General features: G+C 70.3%; 15 protein-coding genes. 6 read left to right on the plus strand and 9 right to left on the minus strand.

What is annotated here, in order from left to right:
- Positions 1-110 precede the first annotated feature (110 nt).
- Entirely contained in the window at positions 111-1,061 is a 951-nt protein-coding gene (locus AVTE2539_RS24175) for an AEC family transporter (RefSeq protein WP_284407233.1), read from the plus strand.
- A 72-nt stretch (positions 1,062-1,133) separates the two neighbouring features.
- On the opposite strand, the gene priA is transcribed toward AVTE2539_RS24175, so the two are convergent.
- The 3 genes from priA to AVTE2539_RS24190 form a co-directional block, all read right to left on the minus strand.
- The gene (priA, locus tag AVTE2539_RS24180; protein ID WP_284414624.1) at positions 1,134-3,275 is read right to left on the minus strand and encodes a replication restart helicase PriA; all 2,142 of its coding nucleotides are present in this window, start codon (positions 3,273-3,275) and stop codon (positions 1,134-1,136) included.
- 639 nt (positions 3,276-3,914) lie between these two features.
- On the minus strand, positions 3,915-5,027 hold the full coding sequence (hemE, locus tag AVTE2539_RS24185) for a uroporphyrinogen decarboxylase (protein WP_284414626.1): 1,113 nt from the start codon (positions 5,025-5,027) through the stop codon (positions 3,915-3,917).
- A 79-nt stretch (positions 5,028-5,106) separates the two neighbouring features.
- On the minus strand, positions 5,107-6,021 hold the full coding sequence (locus tag AVTE2539_RS24190; protein WP_272566855.1) for a LysR family transcriptional regulator: 915 nt from the start codon (positions 6,019-6,021) through the stop codon (positions 5,107-5,109).
- 229 nt (positions 6,022-6,250) lie between these two features.
- On the opposite strand from AVTE2539_RS24190, the gene AVTE2539_RS24195 reads away from it, so the two are divergent.
- Both AVTE2539_RS24195 and AVTE2539_RS24200 read left to right on the plus strand, forming a co-directional pair.
- Complete coding sequence (locus tag AVTE2539_RS24195; RefSeq protein ID WP_284414629.1) at positions 6,251-7,234, plus strand: TerC family protein; 984 nt, start codon at positions 6,251-6,253, stop codon at positions 7,232-7,234.
- A 25-nt stretch (positions 7,235-7,259) separates the two neighbouring features.
- Positions 7,260-7,418: a hypothetical protein gene (locus tag AVTE2539_RS24200; RefSeq protein ID WP_272566856.1), complete on the plus strand. Its 159-nt coding sequence runs from the start codon at positions 7,260-7,262 to the stop codon at positions 7,416-7,418.
- Positions 7,419-7,506: 88 nt separating this feature from the next.
- Here the strand turns inward: AVTE2539_RS24200 and AVTE2539_RS24205 are convergent, their stop codons facing one another.
- The 5 genes from AVTE2539_RS24205 to AVTE2539_RS24225 form a co-directional block, all read right to left on the minus strand.
- Positions 7,507-8,115, minus strand: a complete 609-nt coding sequence (locus AVTE2539_RS24205) for a thioredoxin family protein (protein WP_284407203.1) — start codon at positions 8,113-8,115, stop codon at positions 7,507-7,509.
- 132 nt (positions 8,116-8,247) lie between these two features.
- Complete coding sequence (locus AVTE2539_RS24210; protein WP_284414631.1) at positions 8,248-10,464, minus strand: protein-disulfide reductase DsbD family protein; 2,217 nt, start codon at positions 10,462-10,464, stop codon at positions 8,248-8,250.
- Between the two features lie 47 nt (positions 10,465-10,511).
- Complete coding sequence (locus tag AVTE2539_RS24215; RefSeq protein ID WP_284414633.1) at positions 10,512-11,315, minus strand: alanyl-tRNA editing protein; 804 nt, start codon at positions 11,313-11,315, stop codon at positions 10,512-10,514.
- A complete protein-coding gene (locus AVTE2539_RS24220) occupies positions 11,312-12,817 on the minus strand; it encodes an MATE family efflux transporter (protein ID WP_284414635.1) in 1,506 nt (501 codons plus the stop codon). The genes AVTE2539_RS24215 and AVTE2539_RS24220 overlap by 4 nt, the downstream gene beginning before the upstream one ends.
- Before the next feature lie 58 nt (positions 12,818-12,875).
- Positions 12,876-13,892: a zinc-binding alcohol dehydrogenase family protein gene (locus AVTE2539_RS24225; protein ID WP_284414637.1), complete on the minus strand. Its 1,017-nt coding sequence runs from the start codon at positions 13,890-13,892 to the stop codon at positions 12,876-12,878.
- A 100-nt stretch (positions 13,893-13,992) separates the two neighbouring features.
- On the opposite strand from AVTE2539_RS24225, the gene AVTE2539_RS24230 reads away from it, so the two are divergent.
- The 3 genes from AVTE2539_RS24230 to AVTE2539_RS24240 all read left to right on the plus strand — a co-directional run bounded on the left by AVTE2539_RS24230 (position 13,993) and on the right by AVTE2539_RS24240 (position 17,591).
- Positions 13,993-14,946, plus strand: a complete 954-nt coding sequence (locus AVTE2539_RS24230) for a LysR family transcriptional regulator (RefSeq protein WP_284414639.1) — start codon at positions 13,993-13,995, stop codon at positions 14,944-14,946.
- 71 nt (positions 14,947-15,017) lie between these two features.
- Positions 15,018-15,377: a DUF2946 domain-containing protein gene (locus AVTE2539_RS24235; RefSeq protein WP_284414642.1), complete on the plus strand. Its 360-nt coding sequence runs from the start codon at positions 15,018-15,020 to the stop codon at positions 15,375-15,377.
- 144 nt (positions 15,378-15,521) lie between these two features.
- Positions 15,522-17,591 (plus strand): TonB-dependent receptor, encoded by a 2,070-nt coding sequence (locus AVTE2539_RS24240; protein WP_284414644.1) that lies wholly within the window; start codon positions 15,522-15,524, stop codon positions 17,589-17,591.
- An 82-nt stretch (positions 17,592-17,673) separates the two neighbouring features.
- Here the strand turns inward: AVTE2539_RS24240 and AVTE2539_RS24245 are convergent, their stop codons facing one another.
- Positions 17,674-19,467, minus strand: coding sequence for a methyl-accepting chemotaxis protein (locus tag AVTE2539_RS24245; protein WP_284414646.1), 1,794 nt, complete (start codon positions 19,465-19,467; stop codon positions 17,674-17,676).
- Positions 19,468-19,691: the final 224 nt, after the last annotated feature.

Consider the following 19,691-nt stretch of genomic DNA (forward strand, 5'->3'; position numbering starts at 1 on the left):
CACGCCATCGGGGCCTGGAATCGGCCCCGGTCCCGCTGCCCGCCCTGTGCGGGCTTTTTTTCGCGGTGACGTGCGGCACTCTGCACGCTGCCTTGCGCCGACAATGGGCCGTGCTGTCCGTTCTGTCCATCACCTTTCCCTTCTTCGCGCTCGTGCTCTGCGGCTACCTGGCCGCGCGCGCGGGCGCGCTGCCGCAGGCGGCCATTCCCGGGCTGAATGCGTTCGTGCTGTTTTTCGCGCTGCCGTGCATGCTGTTCCGCCTGGGCGCGAACACGCCCATCGGCCAGTTGCTGGACCCGGCGGTGGCGGGCCTGTACATCCTGTGCGGCCTGGCCCTGGTCGGCGCCACGGTGGCGCTCACCCGGGCGCGCCTGGGCTGGAACGATGCCGCCTTCGGCGCGCTGGTGGCGGCCTTTCCCAACACCGGCTTCATGGGCGTGCCGCTGCTGGTGGCGCTGCTCGGGGCCTCCGCGGCGGGGCCGGCCATCCTGACGATGCTGGTGGACATGGTGCTCACGACCTCGCTGTGCATCGCCCTGTCGCGGCTGGACGGCGTGGGCACGCACGGCGTGGCGGTGGCGGTGCGCAGGGCCTTGCGCGGCATGGCGACCAACCCCATGCCCTGGGCCATCGCTCTGGGGGCCGTGGCGTCCGCGCTGCAGTGGAAGTTACCCGGCCCGCTCGACCAGACGGTGGCGATGTTGGCCGGCGCGGCGTCGCCCGTGGCGCTGTTCACGATCGGCGCCGTTCTGGCGCGCTCGCAGATGAACCAGCACGATCGCGTGCCCCCGCGCGACTACGTGCCGGTCGCGCTGGCCAAGCTGTTCGTGCATCCGCTGCTCGTCTGGGGCGCGGGGCATGGCGCGATCGCGGCGGGCGTGCCGCTCACGCCGTTCGCACACACGGTGCTGGTGCTGGTGGCGGCGCTGCCGAGCGCCAGCAACGTGTCGCTGCTGGCCGAGCGCTTCGGCGCCCACAACGGGCGCATCGCGCGGATCATCCTGGTCTCCACCGCGCTGGCCTTCCTGAGCTTTTCGGCCGCCACCGCAATATTGACTTAGGCGTTCTGCTATTTATTTGGTAGCAAGCGATGCCGCATGGCGCCAACCCGCCAGGCACGCCCCAGCCGGGGATCAGATCGTCAGCGGGTCCACGTCCACCAGCCAGCGGATCAGCCCCTTGTGCTCCGGCGCCGCGCGCGTGGCGTGCAGCACCGGCTGCCAGGCCGACAGAAAGCGCTGCAGCGCCGCGCGGCTGCCGCTTTCCAGCAGCATCTGCGCGCGCTCCACGTTGGCCACCCGCTGGATCGCCAGGGGCACGGGGGGAAACAGCGTGACATGCTCCAGCCCCGGCAACCCATCGGCTTGCGCGGCGGCGCTGGCCGCGGCCAGGAATGCCTGGGCGACCTCCTGCGTGCGCGCGTCGGCGCGCACCAGCGCCTGGTAGGCGAAGGGCGGCATGGCGGCTTCGGCCCGCTCGGCCAACTGGCTGTCGGCGAACGCGGGGTAGTCGTGCCGGCGCAGCGCGGCGTACACGGCATGGTCGGGGTGGTAGGTCTGCACCCACATCTCGCACCGGCTGCCTTGCTCGGCCACGTAGCGTGCATCGCGCCCCGCGCGGCCGGCCGCCTGCAGCAGCAGGGCGAAGAGGCGTTCGGGCGCCCGGAAGTCGCTGGAAAACAGCGCGCCATCGGGCTGCACCGCCGCCACGAGCGTGATGCGCCGAAAGTCGTGGCCCTTGGCCACCATCTGCGTGCCCACCAGCACATCCACCTCGCCCGCATGCACCTGGGCCAGTTGGGATTCGAGCGCGCCCTTGGCCTTGGTGGTGTCGGCATCGATGCGGGCGACGCGTGCCGCCCGCCGCTCGGGCGTGATCACGTTGCGCAGCAGGGCGGCCAGTTGCTCTTCCAGCTGCTCGGTGCCCCGGCCGATGGGGGCGATGTCGGGGTTGCCGCAGCCCGGGCAGGCATGGGGCACCCGCTGGGTGTAGCCGCAGTGGTGGCAGCGCAGGGTGCGGTCGATCTTGTGGAAGACCTGGTGCGCGCTGCAGTGCGGGCAGTCGCTTTTCCAGCCGCAGTCGCTGCAGTGCAGCACGGGCGCGAAGCCGCGGCGATTGAGCAGCACCAGGCACTGCTCGCCGCGCTCCACGCGCTGGGTGATGGCCGCCAGCAGCGGGGCGGAGAACACGGCGCCCCGCTGCTGCTGGCCCATGTCCACCAGGCGCACGTGCGGCAGTTCGCCGGCGCCGATGCGGCTGGGCATGTGCAGCCGCCGGTAGCGGCCTGCCGGGAAACCGGCTTCGGCGGGCCGGCTGGCATGCCAGCTCTCCAGCGACGGCGTGGCCGAGCCCAGCACCACCTTGGCGCCCTGGTCGCGGCCGCGCCAGATCGCCAGGTCCCGCGCCGAGTAGCGTGCGCCTTCCTGCTGCTTGTAGCTGGCGTCGTGTTCCTCGTCCACCACGATGAGCGCCAGGCCCGGCATGCTGGCGAACACCGACATGCGCGTGCCCAGCACGATGCGCGCCGTGCCCGCATGCGCCGCCAGCCAGCTCTTGAGGCGCTGCGGGTTGGTCATGCCGCTGTGCAGCGAGACCACGCTGCCCGCGCCGTAGCGGGGCGCGAAGCGGGCGGTGAAGCGCTCCTCCAACTGGGGGGTGAGGTTGATCTCGGGCACCATCACCAGTGCCTGCGCGGCCGGATCGGCCTCCAGCGCCTCCTGCACGCAGCGCAGGTAGACCTCGGTCTTGCCGCTGCCGGTGCTGCCGTAGAGCAGGAAGGGCCCGGGTTCGGCGGCGATGGCGGCGCGGGCGCTTTCCTGCTCGGCGCTCAGGGCGATCTCCGGTAGCGCATCGCCACCCTGCAACGACGCCGCCGGGCGGCGCAGGCGCCGCGCGAGCTGCGCGGGGCCCAGGTCGCGCAACTGGGGGGGCAGGGCGGCCAGGGCCACCTCGCCCAGCCCGCGCTGGTAGTAGCGCGCGGTGAAGGCCACCAGCCGGCGCCAGGGCGCCGCCAGCGGCGCCACGCCCTCCAGCACCGCGGCAACGGCGCGGGTGGACAGGCCGGCGGGCAGCGGCGGCAACCCGCCCTCGGGCGCATCCCAGACCACACCCAGCACTTCGCGGGTGCCCAGCGGCACGCGCACCAGCGTTCCGGGGGGCAGGGGCCGGTCGCTGGCGTAGCTCAGCAGGTCGCCCACATTGCTGTGCCCAGGGGTCTGGACGGCAATCTGCAGGATGGCGGGTGCCGGGGAGGGAGGGGCGTCGTTTACGGGCACTTGTTCACGCGGGATGGCGATGCAGGCGTTAAGTGATTGATTTATCGGGGATTTGAGGGGCTGCAGGCTTTTTCTGTGGATAACTTTGTTGACATCCCAGGCCTGGCTGCTGGCTCAGAGGCGGCGGGGCGTCCCTCCGGCAATCTGCATGGCCTGAGGGAATTCAAAAAAATCCATATGAATCAATGATCTATCAAAAATATGGTGAATGCCGCCCGCAGCCTGTCATGCTGGGCCAGATGCTGCACCGCATCAAGCACCTTGTGCATAAGTGGACCCGTGTTGGTCTTGTCAAGGGGCGATTCTGTGCTAGGGCGGGGTGCGAAGGTCGGGCAATTTCTTCAATGGGCGACGCAAGTGCTTGATTTGACGAGGATTTTGGAAAAGTACCGATTTTCTGTGGATAACTTTGTTGATATCCACGTCCGACCGGCCGCCAAGCCTTGAAAACACGTGGTTTTGTTACATTGCCCGGAAATTCGGCAAATTCTCCCAGTCCTTATGAATCAATGGCTTACAGGCGCTGACCAATTATTTTGACGCCCATCGAAAAGATTCCCGGGAATGCAGGCCGTGCGCCAACGTGGTGCGCGCAGTGTGCATAACTCGCCCGCCTGCGTTTCCTGCTGTCAAGGCCTGTCAAGCCCGGCGCAACGCGCGGGAATGGCGGTGCACCGTTTCGACCAGCGCCGCCACATGCTCCGGGGGCGTGAACTGGCTGATGCCGTGGCCCAGGTTGAAGATGTGCGTGGGGCCGGTGGTGGCCCGGTCGGTGTGGGGGGGGCCGAAGCTGTCGAGCACGGCGCGCGCGTGCAGCGCGATCTGCTCGGGCGGGGCGAACAGCACGTTGGGGTCGATGTTGCCCTGCAGCGCCTTGCCGGGGCCACCCACCGCGCCGCCGACCAGGGCGCGGGCACGGGCGAGGTTGGCCGTCCAGTCCAGTCCGAGCACCTCGCAGTCCAGGTCCTTCATGGCGTCCAGCCAGAGCGCACCGCCCTTGGTGAACACGATGCGCGGCACGTCGGTGCCGTCCACGCCGGTGCGCTGGAGCTGGGCCAGCACGCGCTTGGTGTAGGCCAGGCTGAAGGCCTGGAAGGCGCCGTCGGCCAGCACGCCGCCCCAGCTGTCGAACACCATCACGGCCTGGGCGCCCGCGTCGATCTGCGCGTTCAGGTAGGCGGCCACGGCGTCGGCATTGATGGCCAGGATGCGGTGCATCAGGTCGGGGCGGCTGTACATCAGCGTCTTCACGAGGCGGTAGTCGTCGCTGCCCTTGCCCTCCACCATGTAGCAGGCCAGCGTCCAAGGGCTGCCGGAAAAGCCGATCAGCGGCACTCGGCCGTCGAGCGCGTGCCGGATGCTGGTGACCGCATCGAACACGTAGCGCAGCTTGTCCATGTCGGGCACGGCCAGGGCCGCCACGGCCGCTTCGTCGCGCACCACGTGGGCAAAGCGCGGGCCTTCGCCCTCGGCGAACGACAGGCCCAGGCCCATCGCATCGGGCACGGTGAGGATGTCGCTGAACAGAATGGCCGCGTCGAGCGGAAACCGCTCCAGGGGCTGCAGCGTGACCTCGGTGGCGTAGTCCACGTTGGTGGCCAGCCCCATGAAGCTGCCCGCCCGGGCCCGCGTGGCCTTGTACTCCGGCAGGTAGCGGCCGGCCTGGCGCATCAGCCACAGGGGGGTGTAGTCGGTGGCCTGGCGCCGGCAGGCGCGCAGGAAGGTGTCGTTCTGGAGGGGGGCGAAGCTCATGCCCCTGATTGTGGCGTAGCCGCAAGGCCGGGTTTTTGCGCCAGGTCCATGCCCGGCCCCGGCGGCCGGTCCAGCCCTTTCAATCCGTGGCCGCATCCCCCAGCAGCCCTGCCGCGCCGGCCTCGGCCAGCCGGGTGACCAGGGGGTGGATCACCTTGCGCGCACTGTAGATCAGGTGAAAGTGCTCGTGCACGTCCGCCGTGGTGCCCACCGGCTCCAGCCCGTAGGTGCGCTGCAGGTGCTCGCCCAGCAGCAGGGGCGCCGGCATCACGCCCATGCCGGCGGCGGCGAAGGTGCTGAGCAGGGCACTGTCTTCGAACTCCCCGGCCAGCCGGGGGCGAATGCGCTCTCGCTCCAGCCAGTGGTCGATGCGCGCGCGCAGCGCGGCGTGGGCGGTGGGCAGGATCACCGGCACCACGGCCAGGCTGTGCGGAAAGTTCTGCGAGGCGGCGCGGGCCCACAGCGGCGGCGCATACCAGCCGATGGCGCTGGTGCCCAGCAACTGGCTGGTGGTGCGCAGGGCGGGGTTGGGCGGGGCGGAGCGGTCGGCCAGCACCGCATCGAGCTTGTGCAGCGCCAGTTCGGCCAGCAGGGGCTGGAATTCGCCGTCGTGGCACAGCAGGCGCAGGTGGGGCTCGTCCAGCACGGGGGTGAGCAGCCGATGCACGGCCAGCTTGGCGATGCCGTCGGAGATGCCCAGGTTCAGCCGCACCGCCTGCCCGCTGGTGGCCTCGCGCACGCGCAGGGGCAACTGCTCGCCCAGCGCGAAGATGTGGTCGGCCTCGTGCAGGGCCGCCACGCCGGCATCGGTCAGCACGAGGTTGCGCCCTTCGCTGCGCAGCAGGGCCACGCCCAGGTCCTTTTCCAGCGACCGGACCTGGGCGCTGATGGTCTGCACCGCCATGTCCAGCCGCTCGGCCGCGCGGGCCACGCCCCCCTCCTTGGCGACCACCCAGAAGTAGTACAGGTGGCGATAGTTGAAGCTCTGGCTCATGGCGGGGCGGGCGGTGGGGAAAATGGAATGGTTCGGAAAAACCGAAGCAATGGTACCGGGAAGGCATCTTCTTTTCTGGCTGCGGCGGCCCCACAGTCCGGTTCGTTCTCCCTCCAATTACTTTTCCAACAAGCCATGAACCACCTGCAGCCCGTTTCAGTTGCGCCGCCTTCGGCGTTCCCCCAACCGCCGTCACCGCACGGCTTTCAACCGATCGGAGGCTAAAGCCATGGAAACCATTGGAACCTGGTGGATGTGGGCGGGTTTTGCCGTCTTCGTGGTCGTCGCGATCGGGATCGACCTGCTGGTCATGGAGCGCCAGGGAGCGCACAAGGTGACCACCAAGGAGGCCGTGGGCTGGAGCCTGCTCTGGTTCTCGCTGGCCTTCGTGTTCGTCGGCATTCTGTGGTGGTATCTCAACGGCTCGCAGGGCCGCGAGGTGGCCAACACGGTGTCGATGCAGTTCATCACCGGCTACCTGGTGGAAAAAAGCCTGTCGGTGGACAACATCTTCGTGTTCCTGATGCTGTTCAGCTACTTCGCCGTCCCGGCGGAATACCAAAAGCGTGCGCTGATCGTCGGCATCATCGGTGCCATCGTGTTGCGCACCGTGCTGATCCTGGCCGGTGCCTGGCTCCTGGCCACGTTCCACTGGCTGCTGTACGTGTTCGGCGCCTTCCTCGTCATCACCGGCGTGAAGATGTGGCTGGCCGCGGGCAAGGAGCCCGACATCGCCACCAACCCGGTGCTGAAGTTCCTGCGGGGCCGCATGCGCATCTCCGACACGTTCGACGGCGAGAAGCTCACGACGATGATCGGCGGCGTCAAGCACTACACGCCGCTCTTCGTGGTGCTGGTGCTGATCGGCACGACCGACATCATCTTCGCGGTGGACAGCATTCCCGCGATCTTCGCCATCACGAACGATCCGTTCATCGTGTTGACCGCCAACATCTTCGCCATCCTGGGGTTGCGGGCGCTGTACTTCCTGCTGGCCGACCTAGCGAGCCGCTTCCACCTGCTGGCCTATGGCCTGGCCCTGGTGCTGGTGTTCATCGGCGCGAAGATGCTGCTGATCGACCTGTACAAGATCCCGATCGGCTATGCGCTGCTGGTCACTGCGGGCCTGATCGCCGGCTCGGTCGCCGCCTCGCTGTGGACCTCGCGCGGCCAGCCCCGCGAAACGCCCGCCTTGCCCCACGACCCCCGTTGATCAATCAGCCAAGGAGAGCCCTGCCATGTCCATGATCGAATTGATTTTGCTGTGCCTGCTGGCGACCCTGGTCATCACCACGTTCCTCGGCTGGCACGCGGGCAACGAGCGCCGCGATGTGGGGCTGCTCGCGGGCCTGACCGCGCTGTGCGGCGTGGGCGCTGCGACCGCGCTGGTGGTCTGAGCGCACCACGGCACGCGGCCCGCCCGGGGCCGTGCTGCCATGCCCATTGCCGGCGGATGGCAGAACCGTCGCCGGCCCCGTCGCCGGCTTATGCCGGCGATTTGTATTTGATCGAGCAGCCGTAGGGCTGCGTGGTGGACACCGCGATCGGCTTGCCCGCCAGGGCGTCGGCCAGGCCGGCCTTCACGTAGTTCGTGGCCTTCGGGATGTCGGCCGGGCGGGCCGAAGGAATGCTGTCGATGCCGCCCGCATACACCAGCGTGCCCTTGGGATCGACGATGTACAGGTGCGGCGTGGTGCGCGCGCCATAGGCATGGCCGGCGGTGCCTTCCTCGTCCAGCAGCAGGGCGGTGGGTACCGCCTTGCGCTCGGTGAACCAGGCGGCCAGTTGCGCGGGCGCCAGGTAGTCGCTGCTGGCCTTTTCGGTGGAGTTCACCGACAGCCACACCACCCCCTGGTCCACCGCGCCCTTTTGCGTGGCCGGCATGTTGCCGCTGTCGTAATGCTTGCGCACGAAGGGGCAGCCCGGGTTGGTCCACTCCAGCACCACGTGCTTGCCCTTGAAGTCCGACAGCCGCACGGTCTTGCCGGTGGCGTCCTTCAGTGCGAAGTCGGGCGCGGGCTGGCCCACGGTGGCCGCCGCCTGGGCAGCGCCCGCGGCGAGGAAAAGGCAGGCGAAGAGGGTCCGTCGAAGCATGGCGTTTCTCCTGTCGAAAGAACGAGCGGGGCCGGGGCCCCCAAGGCGGCCCAGTGTCACCGAGCCTCCAGCGCGTCGCCACCCAAAACCCCCGTGCTGGCAGGGCGATGGGTCGCCTGCTGAACGAAGCGCTTACAGACCGGCGATGGCCGCGCGCACTTCCTGCACGCCCAGGATTTCCGACAGCACCACGGGCGGGCGGCCCGGCGCCTGCAACACATACACCGGCACGCCGCTGCGCCCCAGTTGCGCCAGCGCGGCGGTGATGGCGGGATCGCGGCGCGTCCAGTCGGCGCGCAGCAGGGCCACGTTCTTGGCGGCGAAGTCCTTCAGCACGTCTTCGTGGGCCAGGGTGGTTTTCTTGTTGTACTGGCAGGTCACGCACCAGGCGGCGGTGTAGTCAACGAACACGGGCTGGCCCTTGGCCACCAGTTCCTCGGGCAGGCCGGGCTGCCAGGGGCGCCAGCCGCCCGCCGTGGCAGCGGCCGCCGCCACCGCCGGGCTGGGCGCGATTTCAAGCACTTTCGGTGCCCATGCCGTAGTCAAATATGCCAGGAGTGCTATCGAAATAGGAGCAATCGCCCAGCGGGTGCGCCCGGCCAGCGTGAGCGCCCAGACCGCCATGCTGAGCGTGACCAGCAGCGCCAGCAGGGCCGCCGCGCCGTCGATGCCGCTTTGCTGGCCCAGCACCCACACCAGCCACACCACGGTGGCGAACATCGGGAACGCCATGAACCGGCGCAGCGTGTCCATCCAGGCGCCAGGGCGGGGCAGGGCGCGCGCCACCGCGGGCACCCAGCTGGCGGCCAGGTACGGCAGCGCCAGCCCCAGGCCGAGTGCGCCGAACACCGCCAGCGCCTGCGCAGCCGGCAAGGTGGCCGTGAGGCCGAGCGAGGCGCCCATGAACGGCGCGGTGCAGGGCGAGGCCACGGCCACGGCCAGCACGCCGGTCAGGAAGGCATCCACCGCCGGGTGGCGGGCCTGCAGGCTGGCCACCGAACTGGGCAGGAAGCGCCCGAACTCGAACACGCCCGCCAGATTCAGCCCGATCACGGTGAACAGCGCCGCCAGCAGGGCCACCACGCCGGGCGACTGCAGCTGAAAGCCCCAGCCCACGGCCTCGCCCGCGGCGCGCAGCGCGAGCATGAGCGCGCCCAGCGCCATGAACGACAGCACCACGCCCGCCGTGTACGCCAGCCCGCCGATGCGGTGGGCGCGGCGGTGGTTCGCATGCTGGGCAAAGCCCACCACCTTGATCGCCAGCACCGGGAACACGCAGGGCATGAGGTTGAGGATGAGCCCGCCCAGCAGCGCGCCCGCCAGCGCCGCCAGCAGGGTGCCGAGCGGCGCGGCGGTGACGGTGGGCGCGGCCGGCGCACCCCCGCCCTGGGCCGCGTTGGCGCGCAAGGCCGCCTCCAGCGCGGGCGAGACGCTGGCCATCGCCGCGAGCGGGGGCCAGCCGCCCGTGAGGGGCAGCTCGGCCCGCCAGCCCTGGCCGGCATGGGCCAGCACCACGGGCATGGGCGTGGGGCTGGCGCTGCGCTGCGGCGAGAGCGGCACGCGCGCCGTCCACACGTCGCCCTGCCAAGCCTGCGTCCAGTCGGCCGCGGTTTCGATCACGCCGGTGGTTTCGGGAAAGAACTCCAGCGCCTTGCCGCGCAGCGCGGCGGGCAGCCCGGCCACGGTGAGGGCGATGGCGCCTCCGTCCACGCGGGCGCTGCTGGCCGGGGCGCCGGTGGCGGGGGCCGGCAGCGGCTGGGGGTGCGCCTGCTGCGCGGCATCGAAGGCCCCGGCGCTCAGCGCCGTGGTGCTGCGGATCGGCAGCTGCAGCGTGAAGTCGCCTTCTTCGGGGATGCATTCCTTGCGGCACACCAGCCACGAGGCGCGCAGGTGGAAGGTGGCGGTGCGCGCCAGCGGGCCGGGCGCGAACGCATCGGAGACGGCCATGGGCACCGGCAGCAGTACTGTGCCCTCGTAGCCGTAGTTGGCCAGGTTGCCGATGGGGATCTTGCGCGGCACGGGCCAGGCGATGTCGCCGGCCTCGATGCCGGCGGGCACCTGCCATTCGAGCTGCGTGGGCAGGCCCGAATCGCCCGAATTCATCCAGTAGGTGTGCCACTCGGGCTGGTGCGTGATCGACAGGCCCAGCCAGAGCGGCTTGCCCGGCGCCACACCCTCGGGGGCGTGGGCCAACAGCTCGGCCTGCACATGGGGGGTGGTGACGGTGCTGCTGCCGCTGCTGGCACCGGTGGTCTTGGGGCCCAATTGGGCCTCGGCGCCGATGTGGAAAGCGCCGGCAGCTATCAAAAAAAGAGCGGGCAGCAAGCGCTGTAGCAGGCGGTGTGACATGTCGCAGGGTGGGAGCCGCAGCCCGGGGTTTGGTTCCTGGGCCGGTGTCAGGCGGCGAAGCCGAGCACCACGCGGCGCGACAGGGCGCCTTTCTTCTCGATCTTGGTCACGACCACGGTGCCGATCTCGCCGGTATGCGCCACATGCGTGCCGCCGCAGGGCTGCAGGTCGATCTGCGGCGCGCCCGCCTCGCCGGTGCCGCCCACGCGCACGGTGCGCACCTGGCCCGTGCCGCGCGGCGGCTGCACGCTCATGCTCTTGACCAGGGCGGGGTTGGCGTCCAGCTCCGCATCGGTGACGGTACCCAGGGTGACGGCATGGCCTTCGGCCACCAGGCGCGCGATGCCGGCGGTCAGTGCGTTTTTGTCCAGCGCGCCGTCCATGTGGAAATCGAGCCGCGCGTAGTCGGGGGTGATCGAGCAGCCGTTCACGGGCTGCGCCACCAGGTGGCACAGCAGGTGGGTGGTGGTGTGAAAGCGCATCAGCCGGTGGCGGCGCTCCCAGTCGATGCGCGCGGTCACGGCCTCGCCCACCGTCCAGGGCGCGATTTCGCCCGGTGCGGGCACGTGCACGATGGCGGCCGTGGGCCGGCCTTCGGCATCCTTGCCCTTGCGCGTGTCGGCAATGGCGACGGTACTGCCATCCGCCCGCAGCAGCACGCCGCTGTCGCCGGCCTGGCCGCCCCCGAGCGGGTAGAACACGGTGCGGTCCAGCACGATGCCGCCGTCCGGCTGCACCGCCACCACGGTGGCCTGGCATTCGCGCAGGTAGGCGTCTTCGCGGAAGAGGTTTTGCGTGGCCAGCGTGGGGGTGGGGGAGGTCGCAGGGGCGGAGCGGTCGTCGGTCGTCATGGCCCGATGGTAACGGCGGCGCCTGCGGGAGCGCCCTCCGTGCGGCGCGCCGTGGGCGTGGCGTGCGCCGGCGTACACACCGGCGCGGGCGGAAGGCCGCCCACCTCGGCGGGCGTGGCCACCGATTCGCCGGGCGGCAGCATGCGCGCCTGGCGCCAGCCGCCGAACCGGTAGTAGGCGATGGACATCAGCATGGCGCACAGCGCGCTGGCCGGAAAGCTCCACCAGATCGCGTCCGCGCCCAGCACCGGCTGCAGCCCGTACGCGATGGGCAGCCGGATGCCCCAGAGCGCCAGCCCGAGGATGACGAGCGGCGGCACCACCGCGCCCGTGGCCCGCACCACGCCCGACAGCACGAAGGTCACGCCGAAGAACAGGAACGACCCCACCGCGATGTGGTTCAGGTGCCGGGCGGCTTCCAGCGAGGCGCTGCCCTCGGGCAAAAAGAGCGACAGCGCCATGCGGTCCAGCAGGATGAGCGGCGCGATCAGCGCGCCCGTGAGCAAAAAGTTGAACAGCGTGCCGCTGCGCGCCACGCCGTCCACCCGGTCCCAGCGGCCGGCCCCCACGTTCTGCGCCGCCATCGACGAGCACGCGGCGCCGATGGCCATGGCCGGCATCTGCACGTAGGTCCACAGCTGCAGCGCCGCGCCATACGCCGAGGCCGTCACCACGCCCTGGGCGTTGACCATGCCCATCACCATGAGCATGGCCAGCGAGATCATCACCATCTGCACGCCCATCGGAATGCCCTTGACCACCAGCGCCCGCAGGATGGCGGGGTCGGGCACGAACAGGCGCCACTGCGAGCGGCCGATCCACAGCGGATGGCGCCGGTAGCGCAGCCAGGCCAGCAGCGCCGCGAAGCTCAGGGCATTGGCCACCAGGGTGGCCATGGCCGAGCCGGCGATGCCCATGCGCGGCAGCGGCCCCAGACCGAAGATGAGCAGCGGGTTCAGCGCCGTGTCCAGCACCACCACCAGCAGCAGGAACAGGAACGGCGTGCGCGTGTCGCCCGCGCCGCGCAGCACCGCCGAGACGAACGCGAACAGGTACAGCAGCGGAATCGCCAGGAACAGCGTGCGCAGATACGCCTCGGCCAGCGGCAACGCGTCGGCCGGCGTGCCCATCCAGCCGAGGATCTCGCGCGACAGCGGCAGCCCCACCAGTGCGATGAGCACCGAGGTGCCCCCGAAGAACGTGGCGCTGGTGCCCATCACGCGCTGGGCCTGCGCCAGGTTCCTGGCACCCATGGCCTGCGCCACGAGGATGGTGGCCGCCATGCCCACGCCGAACACGGCACCGATCAGCAGGAAGAGGATGTTGTTGGCATTCGCCGTGGCCGTGAGCGCCGCCTCCCCCAAATAGCGCCCCACCCAGATGGCGTTGATGGAGCCGTTGAGGGACTGCAGCACGTTGCCCGCGAGGATGGGCAGTGCGAACACCAGCAGCGTGCGGCCGATGGGGCCTTGGGTCAGGTCGCGCGTGGGGGGCTTTGGCATGCGGCATGGTGCCAGCCGCCCGGGTGGCCCGGCTGTCGGCCGATGCCGGCACCCGCCATCAGAACCCCTGCAGCACGACCTTGCCGATGGCGCGGCCGCTTTCCACCAGCGCATGCGCCTGGCGCAGGTGGGCCGCGTCGATGCGCCCGCCGTCGGTGGTGAAGGTGCTGCGCAGGCGTCCGGCGTCCAGCAGGCGCGCCACTTCGGCCAGCAGCTCGCCCTGGCGGTGCAGGTCGGGCGTGCCGAACAGCGAGCGGGTGAACATCATTTCCCAGTGTAGCGAAATGCTCTTGCGCTTGAGCGGCATCACGTCCAGCGAGGACATGTCATCGATCACGGCGATCTGCCCCTGGGGCCGCACGCAGTCCACGTACTGCGCCATGTAGGCCGGCGTGTGGGTGAGGGCCGCCACATGGTCCACCTGCGGCACGCCCAGCGCGGCCAGTTGCGGGGCGAGCGGCTGGCGGTGGTCGATCACGTCGTGCGCGCCCAGGTCCAGGCACCACTGGCGCGTCTCGGGGCGTGAGGCGGTGGCGATCACGCGCAGGCCGGTCAACTGGCGCGCGAGCTGGATCAGGATCGATCCCACCCCGCCCGCGCCGCCCACCACCAGCAGGGACTGGCCCGCCGCAGCGCCGTCGCCCGAGGGCACGCGCAGCCGGTCGAACAGGATTTCCCAGGCCGTGATGGCGGTCAGCGGCATGGCGGCCGCCTGCGCATCGGACAGCGTGGCAGGCGCATGGGCGGCGATGCGCGCATCCACCGTGTGCAGTTCGGCGTTGGAACCGGGGCGGTCGATGGCGCCGGCGTAGTACACCCGGTCGCCCACGGCAAAACCCTGCACCGCGCTGCCCAGCGCCTGCACGGTGCCCACGGCGTCCCAGCCCAGCACCTTGGCCGCGCCGCCTTCGGGCGCCGCGCTGGCGCGCACCTTGGTGTCCACCGGGTTCACCGACACCGCGTGAACGCGCACCAGCAGATCGTGCTCGCCGGGGATCGGCGCGGGAAGGTCCAGGTCCACCAGGGCTTCGGGGTGGTCGATGGCATGGGGGGCGTGGTAGCCGATGGCTTTCATGGGTGGCTTTCTCTGAAAAGAAATGGGAAAACAGCGATGGATGCACTGTAGGTTGGCAAAATGGATTTGATAAGCCGGCTTGAATCTCTATCTCTTTCAAATGAAATTTGAAAATATCTCTGACCTGCGCGTGCTGGTGGAAACCGCCCGGGGCGGCAGCCTCACCGCCGCGGCGCGGGTGCTGGAAATCACGCCTGCGGCGGCCAGCGCCATGCTCAAGCGGCTGGAGGCGCAGGTGGGCGCGCGCTTGTTCGAGCGCTCCACCCGCGCCATGCGGCTCACCGACCAGGGGCAGACCCTGCTGGACTATGCGGCGCGGGCGCTCGAGCTGCTGGAGGAGGGCGCGAGCCAGGCGGCCTCGGAGGCCGGCGCGTTGCGCGGCACCGTGCGCGTGGCCGCACCGTCGGACCTGTCGCGCAGCCTGCTGCTGCAGTGGTTCGACGGCTTCCTGCAGCAGCACCCGGGTGTGCACCTGGCCTTGTCGGTCAGCGACCGGGTGCAGGACGTGCGCCGCGATGCGGTGGACGTGGCCTTGCGTTACGGCGCGCTGGCCGATTCGCAACTGATCGCCCGGCCGCTGTGCATCACCCGGCGCGTAGCCTGCGCCGCACCGGCCTACCTGGCGCGGCGGGGCGTGCCCCGGCACCCCGCCGAACTGGTGGGGCACGACTGCCTCACCCTGCACATCGCCGGCCGGCGGGAGGTGCGCTGGCACTTCGAGCGGGCGTCCGATGGCGAGGCGGTCTCGGTGGCCGTGGAGGGCGAGCGCAGCGTGGACGACGGCTCCATTGCGCATGAATGGGCGCTGGCGGGCGGCGGCATCGTCTACAAGTCGGCGATCGACGTGCGCGCCAGCCTGCGCTCGGGCGCCCTGGTCGCGCTGCTGCCCGACTGGCGGGGGCAGCGCTATGCCCTGCACGCCGTGCTGCCCAGCAACCGGTTCGTGCCGGCGCGCGTGCGTGCGCTGGTCGATCACGTGGCGCAGTGCTGCGCGGCACTGGTGGCCGAAGAAGCCGCGGTGCCCGGTCATCCCGACTGGGTGGCCCTCCCGTGACGCCGCGCGCCTTTCTTTGATGGTCGGGTCGCCATGCGCGCCCGGCCCCGGCGCCGATAATCCCCCCGCCCATGAATGCGCTGCGCACGCCCTTCCTCACCGCCCGCTGGCTCCTGGCGTGGTTCGCGCTGGCGCTGGGCGTGGCCGCGGTGTCGCCCCTGGTGCATCCGCAGTCGCTGATGGTGGTGTGCAGTGCCGCGGGCGTGTTCCAGCTCGTGGCGCAGGACGATGGCACCGCGCCCGATGGCGGGGGCCTGCACACGCTCGACTGCGCTTTGTGCCTGCCGGGCGGTGCCCCGCCGCCGGCGCTCCGGGGGCACGCCGCACCGCCGCAGCCGCTGGCCCATGCCGTGCAGCCCTTGGCGGCTGCGCGCATCGCCGCCCTGGTGGGCGCGCCGCTGCCCGCACGCGGGCCGCCGTTCGTTTCGTGATGCCTTGAATCGTGCGCCGCACCCCGGGCTGGGCCCGGGGCGGCGCGTGGGCGAGCGCCTGGGCGCAGCCCTTCGGTTTTCTTCGCCCTCGCCCCGCATCGCCGCGCACCGGCCGATGCGGAAGAGGGCCCACGGACGATGGCCATGAAACGACTTTCCTTTCCCTCGGGCGCTGCGCGCCACACCCTTGCGCTGGCCACCGCCACCGCCACGGCCCTCGCGGCCCATGCGCAACCTGCACCCGGCACTGCGACCGAACCCACGGCCGATGCCGCCCTCACGCTCGGCACCGTGCAGGTGCAGGCCGCCAGCGCGGGCCCGCTGCCCGTGCGCAACGTGTTCAGCTCGGTCGACATCCTGGGCGCCAGCGTGCTGCAGGACCAGCATGTGGACCACGCCTGGGAGTTGTTCGCGCGCGCGCCGGGCGTGCAGGTCACGCCGTTCCGCCAGGGTACCGATGCCGGGCGCTTTTCGATGCGCGGCTTCAACGGCGAGGGCCGCGTGAATGCCGTCAAGCTGCTGATCGACGGCATTCCTTCCAACGACAACGCGGGCGGCATGCCCTACCTCGATGCGGTCTTCCCCATCGACATCGAGGCCATCGAGGTGGTGCGTGGCACCAACGACCCGCGCTACGGGCTGAACAACATCGCGGGCAATGCCAACGTGGTCACGCGCACAGGCGGCAACGAGGGCCGCGCCATCGCCACGGTCGGCAGCTTCGGCACGCGCGAGGTGCAGGTGACCAAGGGCATCGAGAGCGGCAACTGGAGCCAGAACTACACGCTGGCCTGGCGCGAGTCGGACGGCTACCGGGCGCACGCCGACGGCACGCAGCGCGCGCTGTCGGGCAAATGGTTCTACACCAGCGACGACGGGCGCTGGCGCACGGGCCTGACCGCCCGCTACTACCGCAACCGCGCGCTCGAATCGGGCTACCTCACGCGCGAGCAGGCCGAGGCCGCGCCGCGCTCGTCCCCCGCCTACGCCAGCGCCGACCGCAGCGAGCGCGAGACCGGCCAACTCGCCCTGCACATCGACGGCGAGCTGGCCGACCGCCTCTCCTGGTCCGCCAAGGCCTATGGCAATCATTACGAGAACCAGCGCTGGGTGCGCTTTTCACAGGCCGCCGTGCAGCAGGAGCGCGACAACGACGAGACGCACCGGGGCGCTCTGACGTCGCTCACTTGGCGCCCACGGGTGGACTGGGCGCACGAGTTCACGTTCGAAGGCGGTGTCGATGCCCAGTGGCAGAGCAACGCCGCGCAGCGCTACCGCACCATCGAGCGCCTGCGGACCTCGACGTTTCGCGACTGGAACTTCGACCTGGACACGCGTGGGGCGTACCTGCAGGCGGTGGTGCGGCCCGTGGCGGCGCTGAAGATCGTGCCCGCGCTGCGGGTGGACCGCATCGGCGGGCATTTTTCCGACGGGCTCGCGGGCACCAGCGCGCCCGTGCACGACTACGGCACCATTCGCCAGCCCAAGCTCAGCGTGGCCTACGCGCTCACACCCGACACCAGCGTGTATGGCAACTGGGGCCGCACCTTCCAGATCGGCACGGGCATCGATGCCTACCGCACGCAGTCGCGCAACCTCGATCCCTCGATCAACGACGGCTGGGAGGTGGGTGCCAAGTTCCGCCCGCTGCCCTGGCTGGAGGCGCGCGCGGCGCTGTGGCGCCAGCGCGCCTCGGGCGAGGTGGCGCGCGTGCTGGGGGTGGACGGCCTGCCCGATCCCGGTGGCCTCGGCAATGTGGGCCGCACGCTGCGCAAGGGCTACGACCTGCAGCTCAACGCGCAACTGCACGCCCGCTGGACCGGCTGGCTGGCCTATTCGCGCCAGGTGGCGCGCATCACCACGCCCGACCCGAGCGCGCCCGCCACGGCAGGCCGCGAGGTCGAGAACGTGCCGCACCACCTGGCGACCGCCGGCATCACCTACCGCGCCGGCGAGCAATGGGAGCTGAGCGCCTCGGCCAGCGCGCAGGGCGACTACTTTCTGGACCGCACCAACACGCAGGGCCGCGCCGGCCGCTACGCGCTGCTGAACCTCGGCGCCACCTGGCGCCTCACGCCCGCGATGGACGTGTCGGTGCAGGTGAAGAACGCCACCCACCGCCGCTACGTCTATGCGTGGTACGACAGCGGTTCGTCGGGCTACTCGCCGGGGGATGGCCGCAGCGTGTCGGCCTCGCTCGGCTGGCGGTTCTAGGCGCCGCGCGGGACGCCCCAGAAAAACGCCCCACGGCCGGTGGGGCGTGGGGCGGCGTCCGGTGGGGCAGGGGGCTGTGGCGTCAGAAGGTTTCCCAGTCGTCCGCGCCCGTGCCCGCCATTGTTGGCTGTTTGGCGGCTTTGGCGGGCGCGGCCACCAACGGGGCCTTGGCGGGCGAGGCCTGCAGTTTCCGCGCAGGGGCGGGCATGGCGCGCGGGGCCTTGGTGGCCGGGGCAGGCGCAGAGGCCAGCGAGGGCGTCGGCACCGGCGCCGTCCGGCTTTGCGCCTGCGCGCGGCGGATGACGGCGCTGGAGGCCGACTCTTCGAGCTGGAAGACGCTCACGATTTCCACCAGGCGGGTGGCCTGGTGGTTCAGGCTGTCGGCGGCTGCGGCGGATTCCTCCACCAGCGCGGCGTTCTGCTGCGTCACCTGGTCGAGCTGGTTCACCGCATCGCTCACCTGCGAAATGCCTTGCTCCTGCTCGCGCGTGGCGGCGCCGATCTCGCCGATCAGGTCGGCCACCCGGCGGGCCTGATCGACGATCTCGTTCATGGTGGCGCCGGCTTCGCTCACCAGCGCCGAGCCTTGCTCCACCGTCTGCACGCTCTGGCCGATCAGCGCCTTGATCTCCTTGGCGGCATCGGCCGAGCGGCCTGCCAGGCTGCGCACCTCGCTGGCCACCACGGCGAAGCCGCGGCCCTGTTCGCCCGCGCGGGCGGCTTCCACCGCGGCGTTCAGCGCGAGGATGTTGGTCTGGAAGGCGATGGAGTCGATCACGCCGATGATGTCGCTGATGCGGCGCGAGCTGGCGGTGATGTCTTCCATGGTGCGCACCACATTGCCCACCACCTCGCCGCCCTTGGAGGCCGTGGCGCTGGCCGAGCTCGCCAGTTGCGAGGCCGTGCGCACGGTGTCGGCGTTCTGCTTGACGGTGGAGTTCATCTCTTCCATCGACGCCGCCGTCTGCTGCAGGTTGGAGGCCTGCTCTTCGGTGCGCTGGCTCAGGTCGGCGTTGCCGGTGGCGATCTGCCCGGCGCCGGTCGCGATGGATTCGCTGCTTTCGCGCACCTGGCTCACGATGCCGCTCAGGCTGGTGCGCATGGCATTCATGGCCGCCAGCACGCTGTGGGTGTCGCCCTGGCGCAACTGCACGCCGACCGCCAGGTTGCCGTTGGCCACCTGCTGCGCGACTTCGGAGGCATAGGCCGGCTCGCCGCCCAGCTGTCCTTTGATCTGCCGGGTGATGGCCCAGGCCACCATGGCGCCGGCGGCGGCCGCGAGAGCGGCCAGCGCGAGCATCAGCGTGCCTGCTGCGACCGCGTCCTTTTCGGACTCGTCGGCCGTGCGCACGGTGGCGGCCTTCTGGTAGTCGACCAGGTCGTCCAGCGCCTTGAAATAAGCGGCTTGCACAGGGCGCACCGGGCCGAGCAACTGCTCGCGTGCCTGATCGTTCTGGTTGGCCAGGCCCAGGTCGACGGCCTTGTTCAGGGCCTCCACATAGGCCGGCCGCGCCTGCCCGATCTGGGCAACCAGGGCTTTCGCCTCGGGGCTGGTCATGCGCTGGTTCAGTTGGCTGAGCAGTTCGGCATTGCGTGCCTGGGCCTTGTCGATGCGGCGTTTTTCATCGGCCATCTGCGGAAGGTCTTCCAGCAGCGCGATGTTGCGTGCGGCCCGGGCCACCGTGTTGATGCCGTCCTTCATCTCCTGAAGCACCAGCAGGTTGGCGATGCGTTCATGCGACAGCAGCTTGATGTTGCCACCGATGTGATCGAGCTGTACCCGTCCGAAGGCGGCCACCAGGAAGCCGATGGCGATCACGAGAGCAAAGCCCGAGCCCAGCAAGGTACCCAGTTTCATGCGTTGGAAGAAGTTCATGGATGCAGCCTTTTCGCTAGAGTCGAATGCCGATTTGGCCGGCGGGATGGGTGTGTGTCAATGTGTAATTTTTAATCCTCTGATGTAATCGATCTGTAGGACACAAACCAGCCTGCCGGTGCGCGGATGGCGAGCGGACGAGGGTTCAGGTGCCGGGCAGGCGGCGACAATCGACGGTCCCTTGCTGGTTTGCGCCGCCCCAATTTCGCGCCAATCCCCTTACT

It is taken from the genome of Acidovorax sp. SUPP2539 (assembly GCF_030158975.1).
Classification (GTDB): Bacteria; Pseudomonadota; Gammaproteobacteria; order Burkholderiales; family Burkholderiaceae_C; genus Paracidovorax.